This is a genomic window from Alkalihalophilus marmarensis DSM 21297 (assembly GCF_000474275.2).
GTDB classification, from domain to species: domain Bacteria; phylum Bacillota; class Bacilli; order Bacillales; family Bacillaceae_D; genus Alkalihalophilus; species Alkalihalophilus marmarensis.
Genome location: NZ_ATAE01000008.1, coordinates 284664 through 308110, shown reverse-complemented (window position 1 = coordinate 308110; position 23447 = coordinate 284664). Strand labels below are relative to the sequence as shown.

General features: G+C 38.1%; 35 protein-coding genes. 29 read left to right on the top strand and 6 right to left on the bottom strand.

The window, feature by feature from the left end; genetic code table 11:
* Nucleotides 1–15 precede the first annotated feature (15 nt).
* On the bottom strand, nt 16–912 hold the full coding sequence (locus tag A33I_RS05170) for a DMT family transporter (protein ID WP_022627406.1): 897 nt from the start codon (nt 910–912) through the stop codon (nt 16–18).
* Nucleotides 913–1038: 126 nt separating this feature from the next.
* Here A33I_RS05170 and A33I_RS05165 point away from each other — a divergent pair, with 126 nt between their 5' ends.
* The 15 genes from A33I_RS05165 to A33I_RS21055 all read left to right on the top strand — a co-directional run bounded on the left by A33I_RS05165 (nt 1039) and on the right by A33I_RS21055 (nt 8339).
* Nucleotides 1039–2451 (top strand): aminotransferase-like domain-containing protein, encoded by a 1413-nt coding sequence (locus A33I_RS05165; protein ID WP_022627405.1) that lies wholly within the window; start codon nt 1039–1041, stop codon nt 2449–2451.
* 51 nt (nt 2452–2502) lie between these two features.
* Nucleotides 2503–3018, top strand: a complete 516-nt coding sequence (locus A33I_RS05160; protein WP_022627404.1) for a GNAT family N-acetyltransferase — start codon at nt 2503–2505, stop codon at nt 3016–3018.
* 1 nt (nt 3019) lies between these two features.
* Nucleotides 3020–3160 (top strand): NUDIX hydrolase, encoded by a 141-nt coding sequence (locus A33I_RS20770; protein WP_012958709.1) that lies wholly within the window; start codon nt 3020–3022, stop codon nt 3158–3160.
* A 20-nt stretch (nt 3161–3180) separates the two neighbouring features.
* Entirely contained in the window at nt 3181–3453 is a 273-nt protein-coding gene (locus A33I_RS05155; RefSeq protein WP_022627403.1) for a hypothetical protein, read from the top strand.
* A 25-nt stretch (nt 3454–3478) separates the two neighbouring features.
* The gene (locus A33I_RS20765) at nt 3479–3640 is read left to right on the top strand and encodes a hypothetical protein (RefSeq protein ID WP_022627402.1); all 162 of its coding nucleotides are present in this window, start codon (nt 3479–3481) and stop codon (nt 3638–3640) included.
* A gap of 92 nt (nt 3641–3732) precedes the next feature.
* Entirely contained in the window at nt 3733–4251 is a 519-nt protein-coding gene (locus A33I_RS05150) for an HPP family protein (protein WP_022627401.1), read from the top strand.
* A 309-nt stretch (nt 4252–4560) separates the two neighbouring features.
* Nucleotides 4561–4914 carry a hypothetical protein gene (locus tag A33I_RS05145; RefSeq protein ID WP_022627400.1) on the top strand — a complete coding sequence of 118 codons (354 nt, stop codon included), beginning with the start codon at nt 4561–4563 and terminating at the stop codon, nt 4912–4914.
* 15 nt (nt 4915–4929) lie between these two features.
* On the top strand, nt 4930–5190 hold the full coding sequence (locus A33I_RS05140; RefSeq protein WP_022627399.1) for a hypothetical protein: 261 nt from the start codon (nt 4930–4932) through the stop codon (nt 5188–5190).
* Nucleotides 5190–5609: a DUF3139 domain-containing protein gene (locus tag A33I_RS05135; protein ID WP_022627398.1), complete on the top strand. Its 420-nt coding sequence runs from the start codon at nt 5190–5192 to the stop codon at nt 5607–5609. Before A33I_RS05140 ends, A33I_RS05135 begins: the two co-directional genes overlap by 1 nt.
* A gap of 173 nt (nt 5610–5782) precedes the next feature.
* Nucleotides 5783–6052, top strand: coding sequence for a hypothetical protein (locus tag A33I_RS05130; protein WP_022627397.1), 270 nt, complete (start codon nt 5783–5785; stop codon nt 6050–6052).
* Between the two features lie 91 nt (nt 6053–6143).
* Nucleotides 6144–6917, top strand: coding sequence for an alpha/beta fold hydrolase (locus A33I_RS05125; RefSeq protein ID WP_022627396.1), 774 nt, complete (start codon nt 6144–6146; stop codon nt 6915–6917).
* Nucleotides 6918–6921: 4 nt separating this feature from the next.
* Complete coding sequence (locus A33I_RS05120; protein WP_022627395.1) at nt 6922–7158, top strand: hypothetical protein; 237 nt, start codon at nt 6922–6924, stop codon at nt 7156–7158.
* 5 nt (nt 7159–7163) lie between these two features.
* Nucleotides 7164–7685, top strand: a complete 522-nt coding sequence (locus A33I_RS05115; protein ID WP_022627394.1) for a GrpB family protein — start codon at nt 7164–7166, stop codon at nt 7683–7685.
* Nucleotides 7686–7718: 33 nt separating this feature from the next.
* Nucleotides 7719–8153: a hypothetical protein gene (locus A33I_RS05110; RefSeq protein WP_022627393.1), complete on the top strand. Its 435-nt coding sequence runs from the start codon at nt 7719–7721 to the stop codon at nt 8151–8153.
* A 24-nt stretch (nt 8154–8177) separates the two neighbouring features.
* Nucleotides 8178–8339, top strand: a complete 162-nt coding sequence (locus tag A33I_RS21055; RefSeq protein WP_022627392.1) for a hypothetical protein — start codon at nt 8178–8180, stop codon at nt 8337–8339.
* Nucleotides 8340–8373: 34 nt separating this feature from the next.
* On the opposite strand, the gene A33I_RS05105 is transcribed toward A33I_RS21055, so the two are convergent.
* Together A33I_RS05105 and A33I_RS05100 are read right to left on the bottom strand one after the other, a co-directional pair.
* Nucleotides 8374–8844 (bottom strand): hypothetical protein, encoded by a 471-nt coding sequence (locus A33I_RS05105; protein WP_022627391.1) that lies wholly within the window; start codon nt 8842–8844, stop codon nt 8374–8376.
* Nucleotides 8837–9856 (bottom strand): DUF3231 family protein, encoded by a 1020-nt coding sequence (locus A33I_RS05100; RefSeq protein ID WP_022627390.1) that lies wholly within the window; start codon nt 9854–9856, stop codon nt 8837–8839. Before A33I_RS05100 ends, A33I_RS05105 begins: the two co-directional genes overlap by 8 nt.
* A 366-nt stretch (nt 9857–10222) precedes the next feature.
* Here A33I_RS05100 and A33I_RS05095 point away from each other — a divergent pair, with 366 nt between their 5' ends.
* The 9 genes from A33I_RS05095 to A33I_RS05060 all read left to right on the top strand — a co-directional run bounded on the left by A33I_RS05095 (nt 10223) and on the right by A33I_RS05060 (nt 16825).
* Nucleotides 10223–10945, top strand: coding sequence for a hypothetical protein (locus A33I_RS05095; RefSeq protein ID WP_022627389.1), 723 nt, complete (start codon nt 10223–10225; stop codon nt 10943–10945).
* Nucleotides 10946–10973: 28 nt separating this feature from the next.
* Nucleotides 10974–11141 (top strand): sporulation histidine kinase inhibitor Sda, encoded by a 168-nt coding sequence (sda, locus tag A33I_RS20180; protein WP_022627388.1) that lies wholly within the window; start codon nt 10974–10976, stop codon nt 11139–11141.
* Nucleotides 11142–11427: 286 nt separating this feature from the next.
* Nucleotides 11428–11655 (top strand): hypothetical protein, encoded by a 228-nt coding sequence (locus A33I_RS05090; RefSeq protein ID WP_152976436.1) that lies wholly within the window; start codon nt 11428–11430, stop codon nt 11653–11655.
* Nucleotides 11656–11921: 266 nt separating this feature from the next.
* Complete coding sequence (locus A33I_RS05085) at nt 11922–13466, top strand: sodium:solute symporter family protein (protein WP_022627386.1); 1545 nt, start codon at nt 11922–11924, stop codon at nt 13464–13466.
* Between the two features lie 2 nt (nt 13467–13468).
* Nucleotides 13469–13711: a hypothetical protein gene (locus A33I_RS05080; RefSeq protein WP_022627385.1), complete on the top strand. Its 243-nt coding sequence runs from the start codon at nt 13469–13471 to the stop codon at nt 13709–13711.
* A gap of 162 nt (nt 13712–13873) precedes the next feature.
* Entirely contained in the window at nt 13874–14416 is a 543-nt protein-coding gene (locus A33I_RS05075; RefSeq protein WP_022627384.1) for a hypothetical protein, read from the top strand.
* 80 nt (nt 14417–14496) lie between these two features.
* Nucleotides 14497–14940 (top strand): hypothetical protein, encoded by a 444-nt coding sequence (locus A33I_RS05070; protein WP_152976435.1) that lies wholly within the window; start codon nt 14497–14499, stop codon nt 14938–14940.
* Nucleotides 14941–15006: 66 nt separating this feature from the next.
* Complete coding sequence (locus A33I_RS05065; protein ID WP_022627382.1) at nt 15007–15543, top strand: RNA polymerase sigma factor; 537 nt, start codon at nt 15007–15009, stop codon at nt 15541–15543.
* A complete protein-coding gene (locus A33I_RS05060) occupies nt 15536–16825 on the top strand; it encodes a DUF4179 domain-containing protein (protein WP_022627381.1) in 1290 nt (429 codons plus the stop codon). The genes A33I_RS05065 and A33I_RS05060 overlap by 8 nt, the downstream gene beginning before the upstream one ends.
* A 285-nt stretch (nt 16826–17110) precedes the next feature.
* Here A33I_RS05060 and A33I_RS05055 read toward each other — a convergent pair whose 3' ends face one another.
* The gene (locus A33I_RS05055; protein ID WP_031311428.1) at nt 17111–17641 is read right to left on the bottom strand and encodes a GNAT family N-acetyltransferase; all 531 of its coding nucleotides are present in this window, start codon (nt 17639–17641) and stop codon (nt 17111–17113) included.
* A 177-nt stretch (nt 17642–17818) separates the two neighbouring features.
* Here A33I_RS05055 and A33I_RS05050 point away from each other — a divergent pair, with 177 nt between their 5' ends.
* A complete protein-coding gene (locus A33I_RS05050) occupies nt 17819–18265 on the top strand; it encodes a staygreen family protein (RefSeq protein ID WP_022627379.1) in 447 nt (148 codons plus the stop codon).
* A 122-nt stretch (nt 18266–18387) separates the two neighbouring features.
* A complete protein-coding gene (locus A33I_RS05045) occupies nt 18388–18951 on the top strand; it encodes a peptidoglycan-binding domain-containing protein (RefSeq protein ID WP_022627378.1) in 564 nt (187 codons plus the stop codon).
* Between the two features lie 49 nt (nt 18952–19000).
* On the opposite strand, the gene A33I_RS05040 is transcribed toward A33I_RS05045, so the two are convergent.
* Nucleotides 19001–19813 carry an STAS domain-containing protein gene (locus tag A33I_RS05040; protein WP_022627377.1) on the bottom strand — a complete coding sequence of 271 codons (813 nt, stop codon included), beginning with the start codon at nt 19811–19813 and terminating at the stop codon, nt 19001–19003.
* Nucleotides 19814–20015: 202 nt separating this feature from the next.
* On the opposite strand from A33I_RS05040, the gene A33I_RS05035 reads away from it, so the two are divergent.
* A complete protein-coding gene (locus A33I_RS05035) occupies nt 20016–20450 on the top strand; it encodes a hypothetical protein (RefSeq protein ID WP_022627376.1) in 435 nt (144 codons plus the stop codon).
* A 119-nt stretch (nt 20451–20569) separates the two neighbouring features.
* Here A33I_RS05035 and A33I_RS05030 read toward each other — a convergent pair whose 3' ends face one another.
* Entirely contained in the window at nt 20570–21547 is a 978-nt protein-coding gene (locus tag A33I_RS05030; RefSeq protein ID WP_022627375.1) for a helix-turn-helix transcriptional regulator, read from the bottom strand.
* A 107-nt stretch (nt 21548–21654) separates the two neighbouring features.
* Here A33I_RS05030 and A33I_RS05025 point away from each other — a divergent pair, with 107 nt between their 5' ends.
* On the top strand, nt 21655–22566 hold the full coding sequence (locus A33I_RS05025) for an SDR family oxidoreductase (protein WP_022627374.1): 912 nt from the start codon (nt 21655–21657) through the stop codon (nt 22564–22566).
* A 141-nt stretch (nt 22567–22707) separates the two neighbouring features.
* Complete coding sequence (locus A33I_RS05020) at nt 22708–23433, top strand: alpha/beta fold hydrolase (RefSeq protein ID WP_031311426.1); 726 nt, start codon at nt 22708–22710, stop codon at nt 23431–23433.
* Nucleotides 23434–23447: the final 14 nt, after the last annotated feature.

Sequence of the window (23447 nt, the reverse complement as noted above, 5' to 3'; positions counted from 1 at the left end):
TCGGACTTTTCTTATTTAAGCAGCTTTCTGTTTTGTCTGTCTGGGCCTGCTTCCTAAAAGCTGTACAATCAATATACCTGACAATGCCACCGCGCCCCCGATTAGAGAAAGGGCAGCTGGCCATTCACTCAGCCAAAGCCATGCAACAATAACCGCAATCACAGGTTCGGCATACATCATGCTGGTCACAGCACCAGCATTCCCATTGGATAAAGCAATGGCCCATGTTACATAAGCGATGCCCGCCGGAAAAACCCCTACAAATAAAGCTGCTAGATGTGCTTCAAGACTAGCTTGTTGAAGAGAAGTGAAAAGCCCTGGTGCAAAAAGGAAAAAGGGAATCGTTCCTGCCCAAGTAAAATAGGCTGTTAATTCAATCGGACTGTAGCGCATTAATAGTGGCTTTTGAAACACAAAAAAGATTGAAGTCGCCACTGCAGCCATTAAAACAAAAAAAGCACCCTTAGAAATTGATAAGCCTTCGCCTGAGCCTAGCGTAATTAATAAGATCCCCACAAATCCAACGATTAGACCAAACCAGCCCGCAGTATTTGGCCTTTCTTTCAATCCGATTAATGCAATTAATGCAGTAAAAATAGGTGCTGCACCAATCAACATTCCAGCTGTCCCTGCTGTAACGGTCTTCATCCCAAAAGTGACCCCAATATGATAGAGGCTGATGCCGACCCAGCCGAGTACAACAATGCGGAGGAGATCACGCGTATGCGGAAGCTTAAAGCTTACCTTTGGCCACAAAGCATAGAGTAAAAATAAGCTTGAAGCAATGAGGTAACGTACTAACACTAAATGCCCCGCATCATATCCTCCCTGTAAGCTCGCACGAATCGCCGCAAATGTTGAACCCCATATTAAAATGGTAATAGACGCCATAATAACAGCCTTACGATTCATATATATCCCCCTTAAACAACCAACCAATCTGTCTCATTGATTTCTATTGTAGAAGGCAAATGGTACAATGTCTCCAACCAATTAGAAAATAAAAACCCAACCAATTTAGGATGAGGAGGGTGCCGAGTGAAGCAATCCAAATATAAGCAGGTGATGAATTTAATCACCGCAAAAATTACAGGGGGCGAATGGACCATCGGGAGCCAAATTCCGAGCCAGCGTGAGTTAGCAAAGCTTTTTCAAGTAAATAGAAGCACTATTATCACTGCGACTGAAGAATTAAAAGCTGACGGATTGCTAGTGTCACATGTAGGCAAAGGAACCATTGTCGCCAATAATACTTGGTCTCTTATGAAAGTCGATAAACCGATTAATTGGAGCGGCAATATAACATTAGGTATGCATAAAGAAAGTATGAAAACGGTCAAAATGATCAATGAATTAGAGGCAAAAAACGAACTTATTCAACTAGGAAAAAGCGAGCTCTCCCCTGATTTATTTCCTAAAGAAGCGTTTCAGAATATAGTGCAGAACGTCTCCTCAACTTTATATTCACTGGGTTATGAGGAACCTAAAGGAAATCTAAAATTACGAGAGACAATATGCCATCAGCTTAAATCAAAAGGGATTCAAGCATCACCATCGTCTGTATTAATTGTTTCCGGCGCCCTACAGGCATTACAGCTAATATCAATTGGGCTATTAAATAAGGGTTCAACTGTTTACGTTGAAAGGCCTTCTTATGTACTATCACTCTCGATCTTTCAATCAGGCGGGATGAAATTAGAAACTATACCTGCAGACTTAGAAGGCCCTATTCCTAAAGGTATGAAAGATCTGCATAACTCAAAAGCACATTCTGTTTTATATACCATCCCGACTTTTCATAATCCAACCGGCTATGTAATGAGCGAAAGAAGACGTGAACAATTAATGCAGCTATGTGAGGACGAGCAAATACCAATCATTGAGGATGATGTATACGGTGATTTATGGATCGATGAAAAGCCGCCTAAACCGCTGAAAGCAAGTGATACATATGGAAATGTTCTGTATGTAGGCAGCTTATCAAAAACACTTGCACCTGGACTAAGGATCGGCTGGGTTGTCGGACCAGAATCTGTGATTGATCGCTTAGCCGATTTAAAAATGCAAACCGATTACGGCTCAAGCTCACTCTCCCAGCACGTAGCAGCTGAATGGCTTAAGAGCGAGAATTACGAACTCCATTTAGCAAAAGTAAAAGAAGAACTTAAGATTCGAAGAAATATTGCTTTGAATGCTTTATCCAAACATCTTAGCTCTGCTGCAGAATGGAATGTACCAAAAGGGGGTTTTTTCATTTGGTTAAAGGTCCTGCCGCCTATTCAAAATAAACATCTTTTTGAAAAAGCACTATCTGCAGGAATCCTCATCAACCCTGGAAATATCTATGACAAGCACTCCACACAATACATTAGACTTTCTTATGGCTTTGCTGCATACGAAGAAATAGAGGCTGGTATTCGTAGACTAGGGGAAATGCTGAAGAATATTTAACGTAGGATTACCCTGTCTAAAGTGGTAAAATATAGAAGGGAGGTGGTGCTGTTGAATATACGAAAAGCGAACGTAGCTGATGCAGCAGGAATTGCAAAAGTCCATGTAGACAGTTGGAGAACGACTTATAAAGGTTTATTTTCTGACAAATTATTAGCAGGTCTCTCTTATGAAGAACGCGAGAAGTCTTGGATTAAGCAAATCCCAACAGGCCATGTGTTTGTTGCAGAAAATGATAACAGTGAAGTGATTGGCTTTGCTGCTGGAGGAAAAGAGAGAAGCGGGAATTATGAAGGTTATGATGGTGAACTACATATCATTTATCTTTTAAAGGATTATCAAGGGCAGGGAATAGGTGTGCACCTTGTGCGTCAAGTGGTAGATGAAATGATAAGATCCGGCTATCAATCTATGCTTTGCCTTGTCTTAGAAGGTAATCCATCACGCTACTTTTATGAAGCGATTGGCGGCAAGCTGATAGATCGAGTAGAAGGTGAGATTAGAGGCGAAAAGGTAATTGATCTCGTATACGGCTGGGATCATCTTGATTCGTTTAAAGGAGACTGACATGAATATACGAAGCTCTGCTAAGGTCATCATTATCCAAAAAGGAAGTGTGTTACTTACTAAAAATCAAATGAATGAAGAATGCTTCTATCTATACGTACAGGGAATACAGTCTCCCGTTTATATTGGGGATATGAATTAAAGCAGTTGGCGGTGAAATGATTGTTTAGGCAAAAGAAAACTTTAGAAGAAATTAAAAATAAGGGGAAATGGCATTTTATTTTGACAGAAGGTGTGTTGAGCTGGGGAATTACTACAGCTGTTCTTTTCTATTTATTTATGAACTTTATTGAAAACGGAATGAATTTTTCAATGTACATAACAGATGGATGGATCATCGATTTCGCCTCTATTTTATTTGCATTTCTAATTGGCGGACTCTTATTTGGCTGGGTTATGTGGAAACTCGTAGAAAGAAAACTGCCAAAAGAATAACGTAAATTACATGAGGAGGGAAAATATGGACTGGGGAACCATCCTATATCAATTCATTGCTCTAATAAAATTGATTGCCATTCCAGTAGTGGTTATATTCTTTATAAGACAATCAATCAAACGAAACAAACAGCTGCAGCGGATCGAGGATAAACTTAATTCACTAAAGAAAGAAAACAACACTTAAAGTATATTTATTGGGTTACATCCTCTTGCTATATCCTATACACTGTTTAAGGACATATTTATTGGTTTACAGTATTAAAAGGAGAGAGAGATGTGGAGAGAGACATAAAGAAAGAGCAAACTCAAACTGCTTACACAACGCTTTATCCCTCTAGTGTTCCTATTAAAGATAGCATGGTTAGTGCAGCAGGCAGTTTTATTGCTATCCTTGTTATTAGTGGAATTGCAATGCTCTTAGGGTACCCGATGATTTTAGGGCCAATGGGAGCTAGCTGCTTACTTGTTTTTGCAGCTCATGCAGGTCCGTTTTCGCAGCCAAGACAAATATTCGGCGGTCATTTAATAGCCTCAATAACCGCACTATCAATCTGGGATATCTTTGGTAGAAACCATTTAACAATAGAGATCACATTGGCAGTGATATTATTTTTAATGATAGTCATGAAGCTTGTGCACCCTCCGGCAGCGGCAAGCGGTATGGTTGCTATTAACACACAAGCAGGCTGGGGCTTCTTAGTCACCATAGCCGTTACCTCGATTGTACTGATTATCATTTCCGTTCTATACAATAATTTTTTCAAAGATAGGCAGTACCCTAAGCAATGGATGTAGCAGGAAAAGCCTAAATTTGCTTGATTTGTGAAAAACAGCTCTAATTCTGGGATATAGTTGAAGCATAAAGCGAATCAGGGGAATATATATGAACAGATTCACAAAAATTTAGGGCTAAGAAGGGCGAGTCGTGCAGCTGCGAAATATGCGGCTGCTCTTTTTTTGAAAAGATGTTTTGCATCCATTCCATCCTTTATGTTTTCTTTAGAATTGATTTGGTGTGATTATGGTAGAATGACAAGTAATTGGTATTTTTAAGAGATTGGTATTACACCCTCGTTTGTTGAAGCAGGAAGTGAGGCAGCATTTATGGGAGATTTACTCTTTATCATATTTATTATTTGGGTCCTAGTATATATCTTTACGTCTGAATCCGATAAAATGACTCCTGATGAAAAATCAGAGTTTAAAAGTGAAATGAAGACTAAACCGATGATTTTCGTAGTTGCCGGATTAGGAGTAATGGGGACCTTGCTAATGCTTATTGGATCCGTCATTAGCAGACCATTTATTAGTCTAATCGGCACTTGGTTTATCACAGGCTACCTTGTCGGACAAGGGATCTTTATGTGGGAGAAAAATCGAGGACTGAGTGTCATTGTTGGCATGGCAGCTATTGGGTTAACTCTATTCGGAAGCGGAGTTTACTTTTTTGGATGGTGAACAGGGGGCGATTTCATGGACTATATTATCTTATTCATTTTAAGCATTATTTTATTATCTATGAGCACTACGGAAAGGCGGCTTAAAAAAATTGAATATAAGCTAGATCGAATATCGGAGCAAGTTGGTGTAACAGGTTTGCCAGTTGATGATGAGATTCGTGAACTACTTAAGAAAGGACAAAGGGTAGAAGCGGTTAAATTAGCCAGAGATGAATTAGGTCTATCTCTAGTCGAGGGCAAGAAGTATGTGGATAGGTTGAGGGAGGAAGATTGATGGTCAAGAGAATTTTATTAATCATGTTTAGTCTGTTGGCAGCGGCCGTGATTCTAATACCTATCAGCTTATTTTACATCTTAAATAACGGAAACCCTTATCACAAATACCTTGTAAACAAGCATATCCCTCAGCATTTAGAAGAACTCGGTTATTCAGAGGAAGATATTATCGAGCAAGCATATCTACAGCCAAAACACCCTATAAATAATGATGTCTATCATGGTCATTACAAAGTTGTATTTTCAGACGAGCCTCAGCTTGAATATTTATATGGAGTCACGAAAAAAGGAAAGAATGTCGTTCAATTTTGCGAGAAGGAAACCTTGCTCGGGCCCCGTCATTACGGAGAAATGACTACGGACGAAACAAAACATAGTGAAGAGGATTGTATAGGGTACTTTGATAACCGAGATTGAATCATTCATGAGTGTGGACCGGCGCAATAAGCGCTAACTGACGCAATCATTATCGACATAAATACAATAATGAAATAAATACGAATAATTACACGTTTAAATAATACAATGAAGCACCCAACTGACTCATTTCCCCGAGTTAATTAACTGCTTTAATAGAAAGAGATGATAAAATGGGTCATTTATTTAAAGACCAAAAAGATCCTGTTAGTACTCCTTTTGCAATTATCCATACATTATTACTGTTTGCAACCATCGCTGCACTCATTCTAGGCTTCATGAATAGCTTTGAAGGCATTTACGCTAATCTTGTCTTCTATGTTTTAATCGTTATGTCACTAGTGAACGGAATAGAGGCATATATTCGCAGTGAGAAATGGTGGACGATCTTACTAAGCGCCGTGCTCGTCATAGTCTGGTGTTATTTTGCTTTTTGGATGTAGGAACTGATTTCTAATTTTTTTGTCACTAAAGTAGAATAAAGAAACCAGGAGAAGATTATAGTCTCATACAACATTAAGGGAGGAGATACAAATGCCTGCTTGTAACGTAAATAATGTTGAGCTGTATTATGAAGTTCATGGGGAAGGTGAGCCGATCGTTTTTACGCACGGGGCTTCCTGGAACCATAAACTCTGGGATCCTCAAGTAGAGTATTTCTCAAACCATTTTCAAGTAATCGTATGGGACGTGCGAGGTCATGGGGAATCTACCCTTCCGCCTGGAAGAATCGATACAGAGGATTTATCACGTGATTTAATCGGTTTACTAGATCATTTAGGGATTGAAAAAGCAACCTTATGCGGGCTTTCTATGGGAGGACATATTTCGATCCAAACTGCGATTAGGTATCCCGAGCGAGTTGATTCAATCATTTTAATTGGTGCCCCGTTTACGAGTCAGTTCAATTGGGTCGAGAAGTGGCTCTATCCCATGAACCTAGTATCAAATCGTTATCTATCTATGAGTGTATTTGCCAGATTGCAAGCGCGCTTTTTTTCAACGTACAATCCAGACAATAAAGTCTTTATAAAAGAAACGGTCAGTATGCTTCCACGAAAAAATTGGGTGAAGATTTGGGATGCTGTTACTCGAATGGATTCTAGTAAAGATCTAGAGAAGATCCTATGTCCTGCCTTAATTTTATACGGCGAATACGATATATTGGTACGGCACCAGCAAGTGCACATGAATCGAATGATCCCAAACTCTACATTAAAAGTAATAAAACATGCTCATCATGCTACGAACCTAGATAATCCGAAAGATGTGAATGCTTATATTGATCATTTTTTAGAAAGCAGGTAAAGCTATGCCTCGTTTATTTCATATCAATATAGTGATAGGAAGGACCGTTGAAAGGAAAACAGCGACCAAATCTCAAAGCATCGTCCTATACACCGTGCTCTACTTTATTTTCACTACCATTCTAAACGTACTTACAAATGGGATAAATAGTGGGTTTATACAACTGCTCACGACTCTTTTCACCACCTATTTATTAGTCGGCATGATCTATGTAATCTTGTTTGAATGGAAGGATTGGTAAGGCTCATGAGAAAAGTAGAAGTAGTACCTTATCAAAAAGAGTGGCCGGATGCCTTTTATCGTGAACGTGAAAACATTCAACAAATACTCGGTGAACAATGTATTAGAGTCAGCCATATTGGCAGCACCGCTATACCTGAAATGGCAGCTAAACCTGTTATCGACATTCTTGTAGAGGTAGTTGATATTCAAAAAGTAGATCACTTTAATCATTTATTTTCTAAGCTAGGGTACAAAGCATGTGGGGAAAACGGCATTTTAGGTCGAAGATTCTTTATGAAAGGCGGAAATCATCGAACGCACCATATCCATACCTTTCAAACAGGTGACCCGCATATCCTCAGACATCTTGCTTTCCGAGATTATCTTAGACATCATACAGAAGATGCCAGCCGATATATGAAGAAAAAGCAAGAATTAGCTCAACTTTATCCATTTGATATGGATCAGTACATAAAGGGGAAAGACGGGCTCATTAAAGAACTCGAGAAAAAAGCAATAGAATGGTACAAAATCAGAACGCTTTGAAGGCAGATTTTAAAGAGAGGACGTACCCTTACGATGTTTAAAAAACGAAAGAATACGAATGATGAAACGGACATTTGGTACAGTTTAGTCATTATGACTGATCAGGAAATGTCAGATGAAGATTACGACAAAACGCAGAATAAAATTGATGACCATGTTGATAACGTAGGCTTTTCGTGTAATTTAACGAGAAGTCAAAGCGATAAAGAGTATTTAAACGAACTTGATGAGAGGATGAACCTCAACTCATACACAAAACCAATCTATGTATTATTCAGAATTGATCATGATGAAATTAAAGCCAAGGAGAAAGCGTTAGAGAAAAAGCATAGATTCAGGCATTTCTTTAATCTTATTTCTTTTGCTGAATATGATGTGATTGCCACAAAAGTTATGACAAGCCCACGCCACTTTGTTATTTATTCTGATTCACTTGAGGAAATTATTGATTTTCTAAGAGAACATTAGGCTTGTGGAAAGAGGAGGCTCTTGGTGCTAGGTAAACAATTAACCTCTTATATTCTCATAGGCGCTATCATTGGTTTATTTTTTGGCGGGATGTGGCAAGGAATAAGTGCAATGGTACTGATCTATATTGCGATGAGATTTGACTATTTTATCCGTACATATGAAAAGAAGAACTTTGAGCAATAGAAGGGCAGACCTTACCATAGAGGCGGCCGGGAATCTAACCCGGCCGTTTTTCAATGACATTCAATATAATCGTTCGCAGCAACATTCCTATCAAAAAACTAATGACCGCAACAATAACAGGGAGCCATAACGGACCTAATAAAAAGCCTGATAGATGTATACTTGGAGAAAAAACAATACCGATCGTCACCATATAACCTGAAAATACAAATGGAATAAAAGCATACGATTCTTTTATTCCTCCGCATTCACGATACCCATCCCATAAAGCAAAAAAATATAAGCAGGAGTAAAACAAGAGCCACTGATAGTCTGTTGTCTCAACAGCCCTTTGCGTCTCACCTTTAAAACTTAAAATGACGATATCATTGATTCTAGCGTTTATATTGATAAGCAGGGCGAGTAAAAAGAAAAAGACTCCTTTTCCTAACCTTTTTGTCACTGTTATTTGAGCAAGACCCGGAAAAAACAAGTTCCAGGCAACCGCTTCTACTTTTTTATTCATACCCTTTTGACTTACTAGCCAATTCATTGCGGTCCGGTACTTGTGGGGGTTGTTCTAACCAGCCATTCTCAATCATTAAATTGGCACCGTCCTCAGCATAAAGAGAGATTTCCATTAATAACCTAGCGTATTTGAGTCCAATATCTTTTCTAGGACTAGCAGCCATTGCTGCGCCGTAATTACCTATTCCCGCAGCGGACATCGCTGTAATGTGAAACAGCATTAGTTTATCAGAGAAAGGGGCAACTGTTGATTCAGTTACAGCAGAATCCCATGGACTTGGAACAGGAATATCATTTGTTTCAAGCAGCTTTCTAAAAATAGCTACCTGCTTATTAGCAATGTCTTTCCCACGTAAGATATAGCTGCGTAATTTATCAGAATGACACACCTGTGAGAACCCAATCATTAACGTCTTACCTATTATATTCGTTTGTATATTCGTAAAGATGTGAGTTAATTCAACTGTATTAAGAGGCCTTTGTTTACCGAACATGCTTCCTAAATAATCTTGATCCTCTACCATCACAGCTTCTTTAGGATACGGAATGTAAGGGGGCCTGTTATGTATACCTTTTGCTTTTGTCACTTCTTTAATTAAACAGTGAAGATCCTCTGCATCCTGAGTTACTTTCCTGAAAAATTCTACAATGTCTGTACGGCTAGAAGTGCTTACGACAACCCCGCCAGCAGCCATTCCTAATGTGGATAGATGTAGAAGGTAATAAATATAAAACGTATCTGAAAACAATCTAGGTGCACCCATTACTAAATCGTTTTCAGAAAAACCTATAGGCTTAGCAATACCTTCTTTTTTATATAGCTTTTCAATAAATTCTACGTGTGATGTGGTACTGTTTAACGCCTTTGTAAGTACTTTCTTTACTTCTTCATCCTCTACATGCTTCAAGTAATAACGGAGAACTTGAGAGGCAGCTGAATCATTTAAATATTGTGTCCACAAGTTCATTAACTCAGAAGAAGTTAACCTAAGTTCTTTATCATTCTTCACTTTAATTCCCTCCATTCCTGCCCATAGTATCCCCAATATCAGCTAAATTACTTCATTTAAATGGATAGAACGATAAGAATCAGGACCATTATTGTTATTAGTTGAAATGGGGAAAAAGCGGAATAAAAAGGAGTAAACGTTGTTTGAAAGGTCGAATCTCGGAGCTGAAATGGATACCAATTGTATAGACATGTTTGATATGCTTTTATAAGATACATCTATAAACTGAAAATTTAAATAGAATTGGAAAAAGGTGGTTCTAATGGGTTTGCTTCACTTGAATTTGGGTAGATAAATAATAAGCTTCCTGAGGTATAATCATCATTACTGTCATTTAATGATTAAATTAGGAGAGGGGTCAAGTATATGGAAAATCTACAAGTAAGAAGGCTTCAAAGATACTTTGTCCTAGCTAAAGTCGCCTTTGGATCAACCTTTTACGTGAATTTGTATCAGAGTAGTTCATCCACATTTCTGCAGCCGCCTTCACCTAAAATTGAAAAATCCTGTTATATATCGTTATTAAATCAAGGGTACATAGAACCAGCCTATGGGAGTTCGTCAGGAAATCAATCCTATCGACTAACCCCCATCGGCCGTAAATATCTTATAACTCAGGCCACCGTTTGGACAGAAGAAATAAAAAGGCATATTCATACCCTCAAGCCTTTACTTGAGTCAAAACGTGCCAGGGTGAGTAAGCTTACGAATTATGCATTTATGTCTCAATATCTTAATTATGCTCATGTTATTCCTTTTTATATTTTACTGATCTTTAAAAATGAAGAGGTGCCGTTAAAGATCACGGAAATTGAAAAGAAAATTAAAAGGCTGTATGGATTTCATACCACTACACCTACAGTAAAAAGATATGTGCTTCTATTAGAAGAAAATGAGTATATCAATCGAATAGAAGGTGCTTCCGCTGCTTCATTTGTTTACCATCAAGCTAAAAACATTGCTTGGAGCACCTATCGAACAGCAGCTTATAAGGAAATAGAGAACGGAATTCTTCATCTGCAAGAACTAGAACAATCATTTGAACATATTATAAAATGGCCAAGCACCAAGAATCTTCAGTATATCTAGGGTTACAAGGGAGTTGGAGCTAACATACATGTTTAATAATGAAGAGTATTCTAGAAGATTTTTCGAAAATTTCAGTGATGACTTCTTATTAGAAGCACATCATATGTCCCTGAAAAAAGGTCTTGATCATACATTTATTTCCTTAATAGAAGAGGAACTTGAAATACGTGGAATTTATAAAGAAGATTTGAAGTAGGGTTATACCTAAAAGCTCAAGCCCATATTTTGCATCATTAAATTAACCAATAAAATTAGAACCCTTAAACGCTAGACAGGATACATTCCTGCTAGCTTTAAGGGTTTGTTCATATGAAAATTCTTATAAATTAAGGTATAAAAAACCAATTAGTAAAAATCCCCATTGAATTATTGTATTTTTTTGTTAGGGTTAAAGTATTGATTATTAATAAGGGCATTATGTCGCTTTAATAGAAAATAAGGGTGTATATATGTCCCTGTCTAAGCTGAAAGGGCGTTTATTTATGAAATTGATTCAATCTGTATTTGCTGCTTTTCTAACAACCATGCTCCTTTGTATCCTTGTGCTGATTGGGGAGAATCTCATTCTTTCCTTTATGTCTCCAAGTGTAGGGTTTCCTTCAGGGCTTGGTATCTTTTTTCTCGTACTTTTGGTTTCTCCGATCTTATTCCTTATATTATCCGTTGTTTTCTACATGAATATGGATCGTTTTAAAGATTATTTATCCTAGAGGTGTATACATAGGAATATTTTTGTATCCATACAACAAGTTTTTCGATATCAGGGAGTCATAATTAAATAAGGATTTATGAAACGTAACGGTGCTGAATTCTAGCACCGTTATTTTTATTAGCACAAAAAAACCATGTTACGAAACCTAACACATCATTTGAATAAACTTCTAATCGTTCGTATACTAAACTCCATCAGAAGAATTTTAAATTATCAGACATTTTAAAGAGCGGTATGACGATTAAAAAAATTGGAGGAGAGTTTATGTTATCAACGTCCACGGGGTATTTGATTTTATTCATTTTTGGTAGTTTTTTTACCATCTTGACCATTGTAATGCAGCGCAGACGAAAGACTGCTATGACAGCAGAACAATTCAGCACGGCAGGTAGAAATGTGGGTGTAGGGCTGGCAAGCGCATCTATTATTGCCGCTTGGACATGGGCAGCCACATTAATGATGTCCTCTTCGACAGGCTTTCAATACGGAATCAGCGGACCTTATTGGTATGCAGCTGGGGCCTGTATTCAAGTATTATTATTTGCCATCGTTGCGATTCACTTAAAACGTAAAGCACCTAAAGCCCACACATTTCTTGAATTTATCGGAAAACGTTTTGACAAGAAAAATCATAAATTAATGATGGTCTTTGCTTTAATGACCAACATTATTGTGACATCCATGGTTATTTTAGGAGGGGCGATTGCTCTTAACTCATTAACTGGAATGAATATTTACATAGCTGCCTTTTTAATTCCATTAACTTTTACCATCTATACTATGATTGGCGGGTTGAAAGCTTCATTTATTGCCGATTATTTAAACACAGTTATGATTTTTGTTATCCTAACGATTTTTGCTGCTGCGGTTTATATGCAATTTGGGGTTCAAACCGTATATGAGGGGTTACGTTCTCTTCCTGAATCACAGCAAATGCTGACAATGGCGTCGATTCCAGGTTTATTATTTGGAATGATCAACATAATAGGAAACTTCGGAACAGTATTTGTTGATCAGTCTTACTGGCAGCGAGCCATTGCGAGTAAGGACAGTGCTGCTTCTAAAGCATATATTTACGGTGGGATTGCTTGGTTTTCTATTCCATTTGCTATAGCTACATTCCTCGGTGTAACCGCTGCTGGCTTAGGTTTAAATGTAGGGGACCCGGATGCATCAGCACCGTTAATGGCAGCTCATGTACTAGGAACGGTTGGCTCAATTTTATTTTTAGTGATGCTGTTTATGGCTGTCATGTCAACAGGAGCTGCTGAATTAACAGCCATTACGAATATTATTGTCACAGATATTTACCGTAAATCAATAAACCCGTTAGCAAGCAGCGCAAAGACTTTAAAAGTATCTCGCATCGTTACGTTAAGTTTCGGTTTAGCGATGGGTGTCTTTTCTGTATTGCTATTTAGTATCGGTATAGGCCTTGGTTTTGTCTATATGGCAATGGGAATCTTTGTTAGTGGAGCCGTCATTCCATTAACGATCGGTCTATTATGGAAGCGAGCAACGAATAATGGCTGTTTCTGGGGAGCATTACTCGGTATGGTCTCAGGAGTGACTGTCTGGAATGTTTCTGCATATGTGATGCATGGTGCAATAAATGTTGAATCACTTGGCCATCTTCATTCTATGCTGTTCGGCAACCTGACTGTCTTTATCGTCAGCGGTGTCATTTCAATCGGCCATGCGCTTATGTCCAATGAACAATTTGACTTTGAAGCAATGAAAGATTCATTCAAAAGCTTTGATGATGAACAAGAAGAATTAATTGTTGTTGCTAAGAAGGAGGTTGTGTAAAAATGAATGATAAGCAGCTGATTAAAGATGCAAAGCTGTGTACTCGCTGGGCTCTGGCGTTAACATTTATACTCATATTTGCTTTCCCGGGAGTGATGTTTGTAACAGGTTATAATTATAGCCTGCAATTCTTTCAAGGCTGGACCTATCTTGCATTTATCTGGTTAGTAACCGCCGGTATATATACCGCCGCTCGTCCATGGGTTGAATATTTTTTAGAGAAAAAGCGATCTGAAAATGTTTAGTTAAGACATTCTTTATACTTGGTAAGAATATTAATAAATCAGGGAATATATCAAAGGACTTAACATACCTTCAACATTTAAATAGAATGGAAGACGACAACATTAAACGTTTGTCGTCTTTTTATTTTGATATAAGTTATAACAAAGAGGAGTGAGTGACTTATGAACCTGTTTTTTGATCTGACTTGGACTGTGTTTCCCTTTATATTAGCAATAGCTGCTGTTTTGGGATTAACTATTTTATTCAGTATGTTTATTAAGAATCGATATGTGTTAGGAGCAGCAGTGGGGCTCATAGTCTTAAGCGGAATCATTATTGTCAATCAAGCTCCATACCCTAGCTTCTCTGCTGAATTTTCCAATCATATAAATCAGAATTCTACGATTGATAAAATTGAAATCTCAGCTTATACCACAGCGGGTGACCATGATGATGAAGGCATAAGCATTACCGTATTTGAAGAGGACACAATCGAGAGAATTTTATCTGACTTAGATCAAATGACGTTAAAAGAAACTCGACATTATGAGCATCCCCTAGAGTACTCAATCACTTTTTTCATTACAAATGAAATAGGGGATAGACAATATCAGACAAAGACAACTACTTATTACATGAATGAAACATATTTTGATCAATATGAAATAACTAGTGATAGCAATCATTTGCAGACGATCGAGCACCTATTTAATAAGATTAGATAAGAAGAAAATTCCTTGAAAAATTCAAAGGTTTATTGTTCCTTTTGGTAGAATATGTAGAAAAGAAGCAGAATTTAGGAGGGGTGAAAAGATATAATCGCTTTAATCGTTTGACCAACTATTTAGAAGAAACAGAAGGAATTACAGATGAATATCTGATGCTGATACAGGAGGAAATGGACATTGATGATCCAGAAGAATTAGCTCTTTTCACTGAAGAGAAGCTGCTTCCCTCACTCGAACAATTAGTCTCTCAATCGGAGGAACTACGAAGCAACTATTCAAATGACGAGCTTCTTAATGTACATGCAATGCTGCCGCAAGCATTTGAGCTATTAATAGAAGCAAATGAGAGCTGGCTTTTAGGCAATGAGGATTCAGATAAATTGTTTGTTGCGGCTGACGAAAGCTATCTATATTATGAAGAAGAGTTAAAAAAAGCTCGCTTCAAAATGGGGAATCGAAATTGTGTGGGAAGAAATCGAATAATGATCAGCCCTTCACGTATGAAGGGCTTTTTATATTGAATTTTTTTAGAAAAAAATGAACTTTTCACCTGCTGTGTGAGTCATAGTAGTGAGAGAGGTGAAGGAATGAATGTTAAGAAACTTGTAGCAAAAGCAAAAAAAGGTAATAAGGAAGCATTAGTTCAATTAATTATGGCCAGAAACGATGATTTCTACCGCCTCGCATACTCTTATATGGGGAATGAGCATGATGCAATGGATGCAATGGAAGAAATGATTGTTATTCTTTATGAGAAGATTGAACAACTTCAGAAAAACGAGACTTTCTACAGTTGGAGTAAAACCATATTAGTTAATCATTGTAAAACATCACTAACAAAGAGAAAGAAAATGGTATTGATAGATGATTGGCAAGAGGCAGAGGATCAAGCTGCAGAAATTCAACATTCCTATTTCCAAATTGAACAGCAGCTTGATATTCAAGAATTATTAAGCCATATCAATGAACATCAAAGAGAAGCAATTGAACTAAAGTACTTTCATGATCTGGATTATCAAACGATTGCCAAGATCACAAATGCTCCAGTAGGTACAGTCAAATCAAGAGTGGCAGAGGGGTTAAAAAAACTTAGAAGGCAAGCAGGGGGTGCAGTGAATGAATGAATTAGAAAAACAATTATCAGAGAGAAAAAAAGAGTTACAATCTACCACAGCACCGCCTGATTTAGAAGGAAGGCTGCGGGATGCTCTATCTACCATACCTCCTAAAAAAGCAAAACCTTTGAAGCTGATGTGGAGGCTCTCAGCTGCAGCACTCTTTTTTATAGTACTTATAGGTTATCAGTTTAATGGTTTTGCTTATTACGGAAAGAAATTGTTAGGGTTTGACGACCTTAATTCTGGCACATTGAATCAGTTAAATGAAGCAGGAATGGGGCAAAATGTTGATGAACAAATCGTTTTAGAGGACGGCTCTATCCTGACGATTGATGGTGTGATGACTGATGCGAACCAACTCATAATGTATTACACCGTTTCAAATGAAGAAGGATTAGATGAGGAGTCCATTCACATGCTTCATCTTCATCATATCAGCGGCTTTCTAACCAATTCAAATGCAAGCAGCGGGACTTCCACATTTAATGAGAATCAAACAGAAATAAAAGGCCTGATGAGATTTGACCCAGTCAGCGGCTTTGCGAAAAATCTGACACTTACTTTACATGAATATATTGAAGATTCACCTTTAATCGAGAAAAAGATAACATTTCCGTATAACCCTAACCTAGCGATGCAAACACAACTCAAGCAGCCGATCAATGAAACACTTAAAGTGGACCAAGGACAAATAACCTTTACATCAATAACAGCCACCCCGACTAGTACGTTTATTGAAGGGAAATTGAATGTAGATAATTATGGAAGATTGAATCAGGATTTCGCGGGACTCGAACTAATAGCAAACGGCAAACCTGTTATACGCTCTGGAAGCAGCAGCAGCTCTGCCATACGAGGCTATACCTTTGATATTCGATATGATGCATTACCAGAAAATCTTGAAACATTGGAACTGAAAATGAAAAGATTTGTAGGATACGAGGCTTTAAATCAGAGAGTTGATTTGGATTCATTTATAGGTGAAACGATTGGTTTGAATGGTAAAAGTGTGCGGATTAAAGAAATAAATCGAGCAGAAGACGAGCTTCATCTAATCATAGCTACAGAAGATGATGTATTGTTAGACGGAGTAACCCTCATTTCTGAAGAGGCATCAATTCCTTTATCGACCACACTTAATCAAACGTATACGGCAGATGAAAACGGGTACGAGTGGAAGGTGCGGACACTTGTATTCAAAACAGTTGGAGAGGCAGAAGCACTTCACATTGAAGGAATGCATTTTATGAAAGAGTATGATTTGAGCGTGGAGATACCAATTAAATAACTTGTTAAAAAGGAACTGCAAAGGTGGATGCAGTTCCTTTTTGTGCTGAATTAGAGTGATGTAATAATCTTTTAAAGAGATACAATTTGTTCCTACAGCGACGGATAACGTGGTTGAATTGACGCAATACATTGAGACAGGCGGAATTCATTCTGCAATCGACACATATAAACAATGATCCACGTCAAAAAGCTCGTTATAGCCACATAAACGCCTTAAAAATATACAATTGCAGATAGGCAAGTAACCACATAATTGCTGTCACTTTTAGTAAAAACAAATCTGTCAGTCCGTACTTAATCTAGAATAAATAGCTAAATCAACAAAAGATCCTCGAGCTTTTTCGCTTTGCCTTAGCGTGCCTTCGTAGCTGAATTGCAGCTTATTAAGTAATCTAATTGAAGCTAGATTAGCAGGCTCCACCTTAGCTTCCACTCGATGAATGGCCAATGTTTCAAACGCATATAACAACAGGCCAGTTAGAGCTTCTGTAGCAAAGCCTTTTCCCCAGTAGGATTTAGAGAGATCATAACCAATTTCCACTCTTTCATTTTTAAAGTCAATCACGTTAAACCCACATGAACCTATAACTTTATTAGATGTTAATTCAATCATTGAATAGCGTATCGCTTGATTTTCATTAGCGAGCTGGTTCAGTAATGAGATCATCTCTTCAGCTTGCTTTATCTCTGTAAAAGAGGAAATGTTCATGTATTTGGTTACCTCTGGATCGGACCATATCTCAAATAGAGACCCTGCATCACTTTCATCCATCTTTCTTAAACATAATCTTTCTGTTACTAATTCTGTCTTAATCAATACTTTTACCTCCTGAATATTTATTGGTGTGAGTTAAAAATACTGATATCTGCGCATCGTTCATTCCCTTCACATGTACTGTATACCTTATCCATTATACTACATTGCGCACACACACAATTGATCCAAAGAATATAGTAATCTAATGCATTCATCTAGATAGGGGGAGTTAAAATGGCAAGGTTAGACCCTGATAAATTAACAGTGAATTATAGAGAGGGAGTAACACCGACAGAACCAATCATACTCCGGCGTTACACTTTGACTCATTCAGACTTCACTGGAGAATTGTTTTTAACAATTGGTGAGAAGTTTGCGTTTAATGAAATAACTGAAATGCGTGATGAAGTTTTTGGTGAATGGGTATCAAACGATGACTCGTATTACCTCCATGCATACGTCTACGTCGGTCATTTCGGACCAGCTTTAAATGCAATACGAGATGAAATCTTCAGGCGAGAGTTACCACTTGCACTAGAAGCCATTGTATATGGAGATACGCCCTTTTTCGAAGCGCATCCATTTCTGTATGATGCACCGATTTGGATTCAATTTGATTCAGAAGATCCCGCATATCAATCATTCGAAAAGTGGGGCACACCAAGGGACTATCAACTATAATTTTTTCACCCTCCTCACACTTGTAAATTTTTCTAAATAATTTCTATTTTTTTGAAACTTATAGTGTTCTTTATGCGTCTCATATGTGAATTAATTAAATAACGTATGGGAGATGATTGTATATGAAAAAATGGCAAAAGATTTCTGCAGCCATCGTAACAGCCACAATATTAGCCGCAGGTGTTCCATCTGGTGTAGGAGCACAAGCAGCAAGCGTACCATACATTTTTGACCTTTCTCAATCAGGTACTTTAAAGGAAGGCTCACGCGGGGAAAACGTTAAGATTATGCAGCGCGGATTAAATAGAGAAATGGGAGCTGAGCTAACTGAAGATGGAATTTTTGGTCCTAATACAAAAACAGCTGTGCTTGCTTTCCAAAAAACGAAGTCTGAATTAAAAAATGATGGCATTTACGGCCCCGCCACTCACAAGGCATTATCAATAGAAGTGAATACTTGGGGGTTTTCTAATGAAGTATTGAAAGTGGGAAGTCGTGGGGAAGCGGTAAAAATATTGCAGCTCGGCTTAAAGGATATGAGCTACAATGTGGCGGTGGATGGTGTATACGGCCCACAAACGAGAGATGCTGTTATTAAATTCCAAGAACGCTTTCCATCTTTAGCTAATGATGGAATCTTTGGACCGAGAACCAAAGAAGTAATGGATAAGGTATTAAATGATTGATAGATTAACAATGCAAAAACTGCATCCCCATCCAAGGGAATGCAGTTTTTTAAATATGTTGAAGAGCCTGTTGTACACTCGAATAGGATCTGACTCGTGCCATATCTAGTCCGCCTTTAACAGAGGTTAAAGCTAATTGCGGACTTATCCCTGATGTAATGATCCTTATGCCTAAAAGCCTTAGGACATCACCAATTTGATGAATATGATTAGCTGTCGTTTCATTAATTGTAGATATACCCGAGAAATCAATGATTAGACATTCTATATTCAGCTGAGGTATTTTAGGTACTACTTTTTCTTGAATATAATCTGCTCTTTCTTTCGTTATGCTGCCCATTAACGGAAGTACAGCTACCCCGTCTTGCAGCGGTACAATCGGAGCCGATAATTCTTTTACTTCTTTTTGCATTTTGTCTTTGTACTGATCAGATAACTTCTCAAAAGCGATGACGGTTTCATCTAAACTAATATCGAGCATTTCATTAATTCGGGTTAAAACATATAGTGCGTCATGAGTAGATAACTCAAACTGAGCACTGAACGTTTCTACCATCTCAGCAAAAACTTCACGAGTTGGAGGGTAACGAACGATGATATCAGAAACTTTTCCTCCCGCCTCGACAATCGCCCACGCATTGCTTTTACTCCATTCAATGAGTTCAGCTGGGACGCCCTTTTCACGAGTGTCCAACGTGTCACCAATGAAGTTCATGAAAGTTGTATACATACAGACAGCTAGATCTGTCTCTTCTTTTGAAATAATTAAATCTATTTTAGCAAGTACGTCATCAACAACCTGTTCGGCAAGCTGTGATGCATTTTCTTTAATATGACCTGCAAGTTTATTTATGTGCGGCATAAAAGAAATACCTCTCTTTTTAGCTATAATTATAATAGAATATGAACAAATGTAAAAGATATTAAACAAATTTTAGTATATTCTCCTTGTTGAAACCGTAAGCGCATGATTTTAAGACTGTATTTCTTGAATAATTTCATAGTAACGCACCTTTTTCCTATTAATACCGTCTATACTTACAAAGGGAAGAAGGGTTAGCATTATGAATGATCACGACCTAATTCGTGAAATTCTATCAGGTGATGAAGAAGCTGTGAATGAGCTGCATAACCGCTATGTCGACCGGTTATTTCATTTTACCGAGTGGCGTTTTAGCGAAGAAGGGGTATCAGAAAACAGCTTTTACGCATTTGGAAAGTTAGAAGCTGACTTCCCGTTTCAACGCAGCATGCAAACGATGTTTGGGGCATTCGATATTGATCTTTCCTATTATGAAGATTTAGGGGGCGGCACTCCTTACCATTATGGCTATTACAGCGGTATGGAAGAAGCTTTTATCGATGGTTATATTACTCTTCTAGAAACCCCCGATGGCTGGTATTACAAACATAGCCATGCTGACCGACAAGATTATAACGGAATTCATTATTCTCAAAAGTTACAAATGTTTTTAGAATTCATGGAGTGGCATGATTAGATATAAATGAACTGTATGATGCAAGCCTGCTTGAAGATGGGGAGTACAACCCTGAAGATAGTTGTAGTAAGTAAATGTTAATGCAAATCAATAACATAGCGAACAGGAATGAGCTTATTTCATTCCTGTTTTGCTTTTTCATACATACGAAGCACAGCAGCTGCCATTTGTGTGACTTTTATTTTTAGTTCCTCCGGTTGATTAATTTGAACATGATCACCAAAACCAAGCACATACTGGGCTGCTTCTTCTTTTGTATCAAAGGAAAGAATAGCAGGAAACCAGCCGTCTTCATTTTCCTCGTCTAAGTGAATCACCTGTACAAATCGCCCAGTAAACGTTAAGCGCTTCACAATAGAAGGTGATATGAGAGCTTCTACCTCATAGTTAGGCAGATTCTCGATGAATGACTGTTTAGATTCTTGCCAATACTCAGCAAGATTAAAATCTACAGGCCGGTTAAACGATTCACTTAACATGGTAACAGAATGAATTCTTGAAACCTTAAAATTCCTCAGCTGCCCATTTGATAATGCCACCACATACCATGTGCTTCCTTTGGCCACTAATCCGAGCGGGGAGATAACTCTAGTGCTTCGTTTGCCATCAGCTTTTTCATAGTCAATCTCTACGTTTACGTCATTCCAGACAGCCTGCTGCAATTCCTTAAGCCCATCTTCTTTCGTCATAGCATTCCTTTTTCTCCAAGTACTTGAATCAATATGGACGCGATCCCAGTTGTGTGTTAATTCATGTTTTTTCTTTGCTGGATATGTTGCCAAGAGCTTTTTTCTCGCTTCACTCCATTCATGTTCGATTCCTAAATCAGTCAGCAAGTGAGAAGAAGGGGAGAGGAATAGTGTTTTAAGTTCACTCTCTTTTAAACCTGAAAAAGCCTTCTTATATTCCTCGACTACTTTCCATCCGCCATACTTTCCTCTTTCTGCAAACACAGGAATCCCTGCTGCACTTAATGCGTCCATATCACGATGGATCGTTCTTTCCGTCACTTCTAATTGCGTTGCCAGTTCTTTTGTGGTCATTTTTTCATTCTGCTGTAGAGAGAATAAAATAGATAGTAAACGATCAGCTCGCACAATAACAACCTTCTTTCGCTTCGTACATAAATAAATTTTTAAATATGACATAAGGTGTCAACATTAATAGGTATACTTAAGATAGTTCAAGAAGGAGGAGAATGCAAATGACACATTTAAAAGGCAAGGTCGCTTTAGTTGCTGGTGGTACTAGGGGGGCTGGACGCGGAATCGCGATGGAGCTTGGAGCAGTTGGTGCGACTGTCTACATTACAGGCAGGACAACAAGAAAGGAACGCTCAGAATATAATAGACCAGAGACAATAGAAGAGACAGCAGAACTTGTTAATAAGCTTGGCGGAGTCGGTATTGCTGTGCAGGTTGATCATCTTATTCCTCAAGAAGTAGACGCTTTAATCAAGAAGATAGAAAAGGAGCACGGTAGACTTGATATTCTCGTAAACGATATATGGGGCGGGGAGCATCTTGTTGAGTGGAATACACCTATTTGGGAGCATTCACTTGAAAATGGCTTGCGTCTTCTAAGGCTGGCCATTGACACTCATCTCATCACAAATCATTATGCTCTTCCGCTTCTAATTAAACAAAAAGGAGGCTTAGTTGTTGAAGTCACTGATGGCACTGAACACTATAATAAAGAGAATTACCGCCTATCGATGTATTATGATTTAGCAAAAATATCAATCAATCGAATTGCAAAATCCCTCGCCCATGAACTCGGTCCACATGGTTGTACTGCTATCTCACTCACCCCGGGATGGCTGCGTTCTGAGTTGATGCTCGAACTTTTCAATGTAGGAGAGGAGAACTGGATGGATGCTACAGATGAGGAGCCCCACTTTGTCATTTCAGAATCACCGAGATATATCGGACGAGCCGTTAGTGCACTTGCATTGGATCAAGAAAAAGAGAAGCTTAATGGTCAATCCTTTTCAAGCGGAGAACTCGCTAAAAAATATAACTTTACCGATATCGATGGCTCTCAACCTGATTGTTTCAGGTATTTAGTTGAGGTACAGGAAGCAGGTAAGCCAGCTGATGCGAGAGGATATAGATAATGTTTTTAGGCTGCCAAACTTCTATGGCAGCTTTTTATTTAGATGAATAATGTCGAATCAATGGTCAAATCAATGAAGGATTTAAAAGATTAGAAGAGAAAGGTATACTATACATATATTGGTTTCATTGTGGAGGTAACTATTTTTAAGGAAAAGTACATAAAAGCAGCAGGTACTACTTTTTATACGAAAAGAATAGATGTACCTGAAAGTGATTTAACCATTATAATGGATGCTGGTTACGGTGATGATTCCTCCACCTGGGAAAACCTTTTACCTAACATGAAGATCAAAACATCCGTATTTATGTATGATCGTGCAGGTTTAGGAAAAAGTGAATCTACTCCATCTCCTAGAACGAGCTTACATATGATTAAGGAATTAAAAGACGTCTTAGAGAAAGCTGGTCTAAAGCCACCGTACCTATTAGTGGGGCACTCATTTGGCGGTGTAAATATGAGCCTTTTTGCTTGTACATACCCAAGTGATGTATATGGGCTGATTCTAATTGATTCAACACCAGCTGATTATCAAAAGAGATTTCTGCCATTAATGCCTTCTGAATTTCAGCAAGCGTATAAGAAACAATTTACGCTTGAAGGAACTTATGATGAGTTTGCAACAAGTCTGGCTCAATTAGAAGAAAGTAAGTACAAACTTACCATTCCTGTAGCCATTCTTTCAGCAGGCAATAAAACACATTACACAGAGGAAACACAGGAAATTTGGCATGATTTACAAAGAGAAATGGCAGCAATCTCAACCCGAAGCAAATTCATGATTGCCGTGAACTCTTCCCACTACATTCATCAAGATGAGCCGGAGTTTGTTATCAATACCATCTTAGAAATGATTAAAAGTAAATAAACTAGGAGTTTACA

Coding starts and splice junctions, on each gene's coding strand:
- A33I_RS05170 (WP_022627406.1), bottom strand. CDS start 912: ATGAATCGTAAGGCTGTTATTATGGCGTCTATTACCATTTTAATATGG.
- A33I_RS20770 (WP_012958709.1), top strand. CDS start 3,020: ATGAATATACGAAGCTCTGCTAAGGTCATCATTATCCAAAAAGGAAGT.
- A33I_RS20765 (WP_022627402.1), top strand. CDS start 3,479: ATGGACTGGGGAACCATCCTATATCAATTCATTGCTCTAATAAAATTG.
- A33I_RS05145 (WP_022627400.1), top strand. CDS start 4,561: ATGGGAGATTTACTCTTTATCATATTTATTATTTGGGTCCTAGTATAT.
- A33I_RS05140 (WP_022627399.1), top strand. CDS start 4,930: ATGGACTATATTATCTTATTCATTTTAAGCATTATTTTATTATCTATG.
- A33I_RS05135 (WP_022627398.1), top strand. CDS start 5,190: ATGGTCAAGAGAATTTTATTAATCATGTTTAGTCTGTTGGCAGCGGCC.
- A33I_RS05130 (WP_022627397.1), top strand. CDS start 5,783: ATGGGTCATTTATTTAAAGACCAAAAAGATCCTGTTAGTACTCCTTTT.
- A33I_RS05125 (WP_022627396.1), top strand. CDS start 6,144: ATGCCTGCTTGTAACGTAAATAATGTTGAGCTGTATTATGAAGTTCAT.
- A33I_RS05120 (WP_022627395.1), top strand. CDS start 6,922: ATGCCTCGTTTATTTCATATCAATATAGTGATAGGAAGGACCGTTGAA.
- A33I_RS05115 (WP_022627394.1), top strand. CDS start 7,164: ATGAGAAAAGTAGAAGTAGTACCTTATCAAAAAGAGTGGCCGGATGCC.
- A33I_RS05110 (WP_022627393.1), top strand. CDS start 7,719: ATGTTTAAAAAACGAAAGAATACGAATGATGAAACGGACATTTGGTAC.
- A33I_RS05105 (WP_022627391.1), bottom strand. CDS start 8,844: ATGAATAAAAAAGTAGAAGCGGTTGCCTGGAACTTGTTTTTTCCGGGT.
- A33I_RS05095 (WP_022627389.1), top strand. CDS start 10,223: ATGGAAAATCTACAAGTAAGAAGGCTTCAAAGATACTTTGTCCTAGCT.
- sda (WP_022627388.1), top strand. CDS start 10,974: ATGTTTAATAATGAAGAGTATTCTAGAAGATTTTTCGAAAATTTCAGT.
- A33I_RS05090 (WP_152976436.1), top strand. CDS start 11,428: ATGAAATTGATTCAATCTGTATTTGCTGCTTTTCTAACAACCATGCTC.
- A33I_RS05085 (WP_022627386.1), top strand. CDS start 11,922: ATGTTATCAACGTCCACGGGGTATTTGATTTTATTCATTTTTGGTAGT.
- A33I_RS05080 (WP_022627385.1), top strand. CDS start 13,469: ATGAATGATAAGCAGCTGATTAAAGATGCAAAGCTGTGTACTCGCTGG.
- A33I_RS05075 (WP_022627384.1), top strand. CDS start 13,874: ATGAACCTGTTTTTTGATCTGACTTGGACTGTGTTTCCCTTTATATTA.
- A33I_RS05065 (WP_022627382.1), top strand. CDS start 15,007: ATGAATGTTAAGAAACTTGTAGCAAAAGCAAAAAAAGGTAATAAGGAA.
- A33I_RS05060 (WP_022627381.1), top strand. CDS start 15,536: ATGAATGAATTAGAAAAACAATTATCAGAGAGAAAAAAAGAGTTACAA.
- A33I_RS05050 (WP_022627379.1), top strand. CDS start 17,819: ATGGCAAGGTTAGACCCTGATAAATTAACAGTGAATTATAGAGAGGGA.
- A33I_RS05045 (WP_022627378.1), top strand. CDS start 18,388: ATGAAAAAATGGCAAAAGATTTCTGCAGCCATCGTAACAGCCACAATA.
- A33I_RS05040 (WP_022627377.1), bottom strand. CDS start 19,813: ATGCCGCACATAAATAAACTTGCAGGTCATATTAAAGAAAATGCATCA.
- A33I_RS05035 (WP_022627376.1), top strand. CDS start 20,016: ATGAATGATCACGACCTAATTCGTGAAATTCTATCAGGTGATGAAGAA.
- A33I_RS05025 (WP_022627374.1), top strand. CDS start 21,655: ATGACACATTTAAAAGGCAAGGTCGCTTTAGTTGCTGGTGGTACTAGG.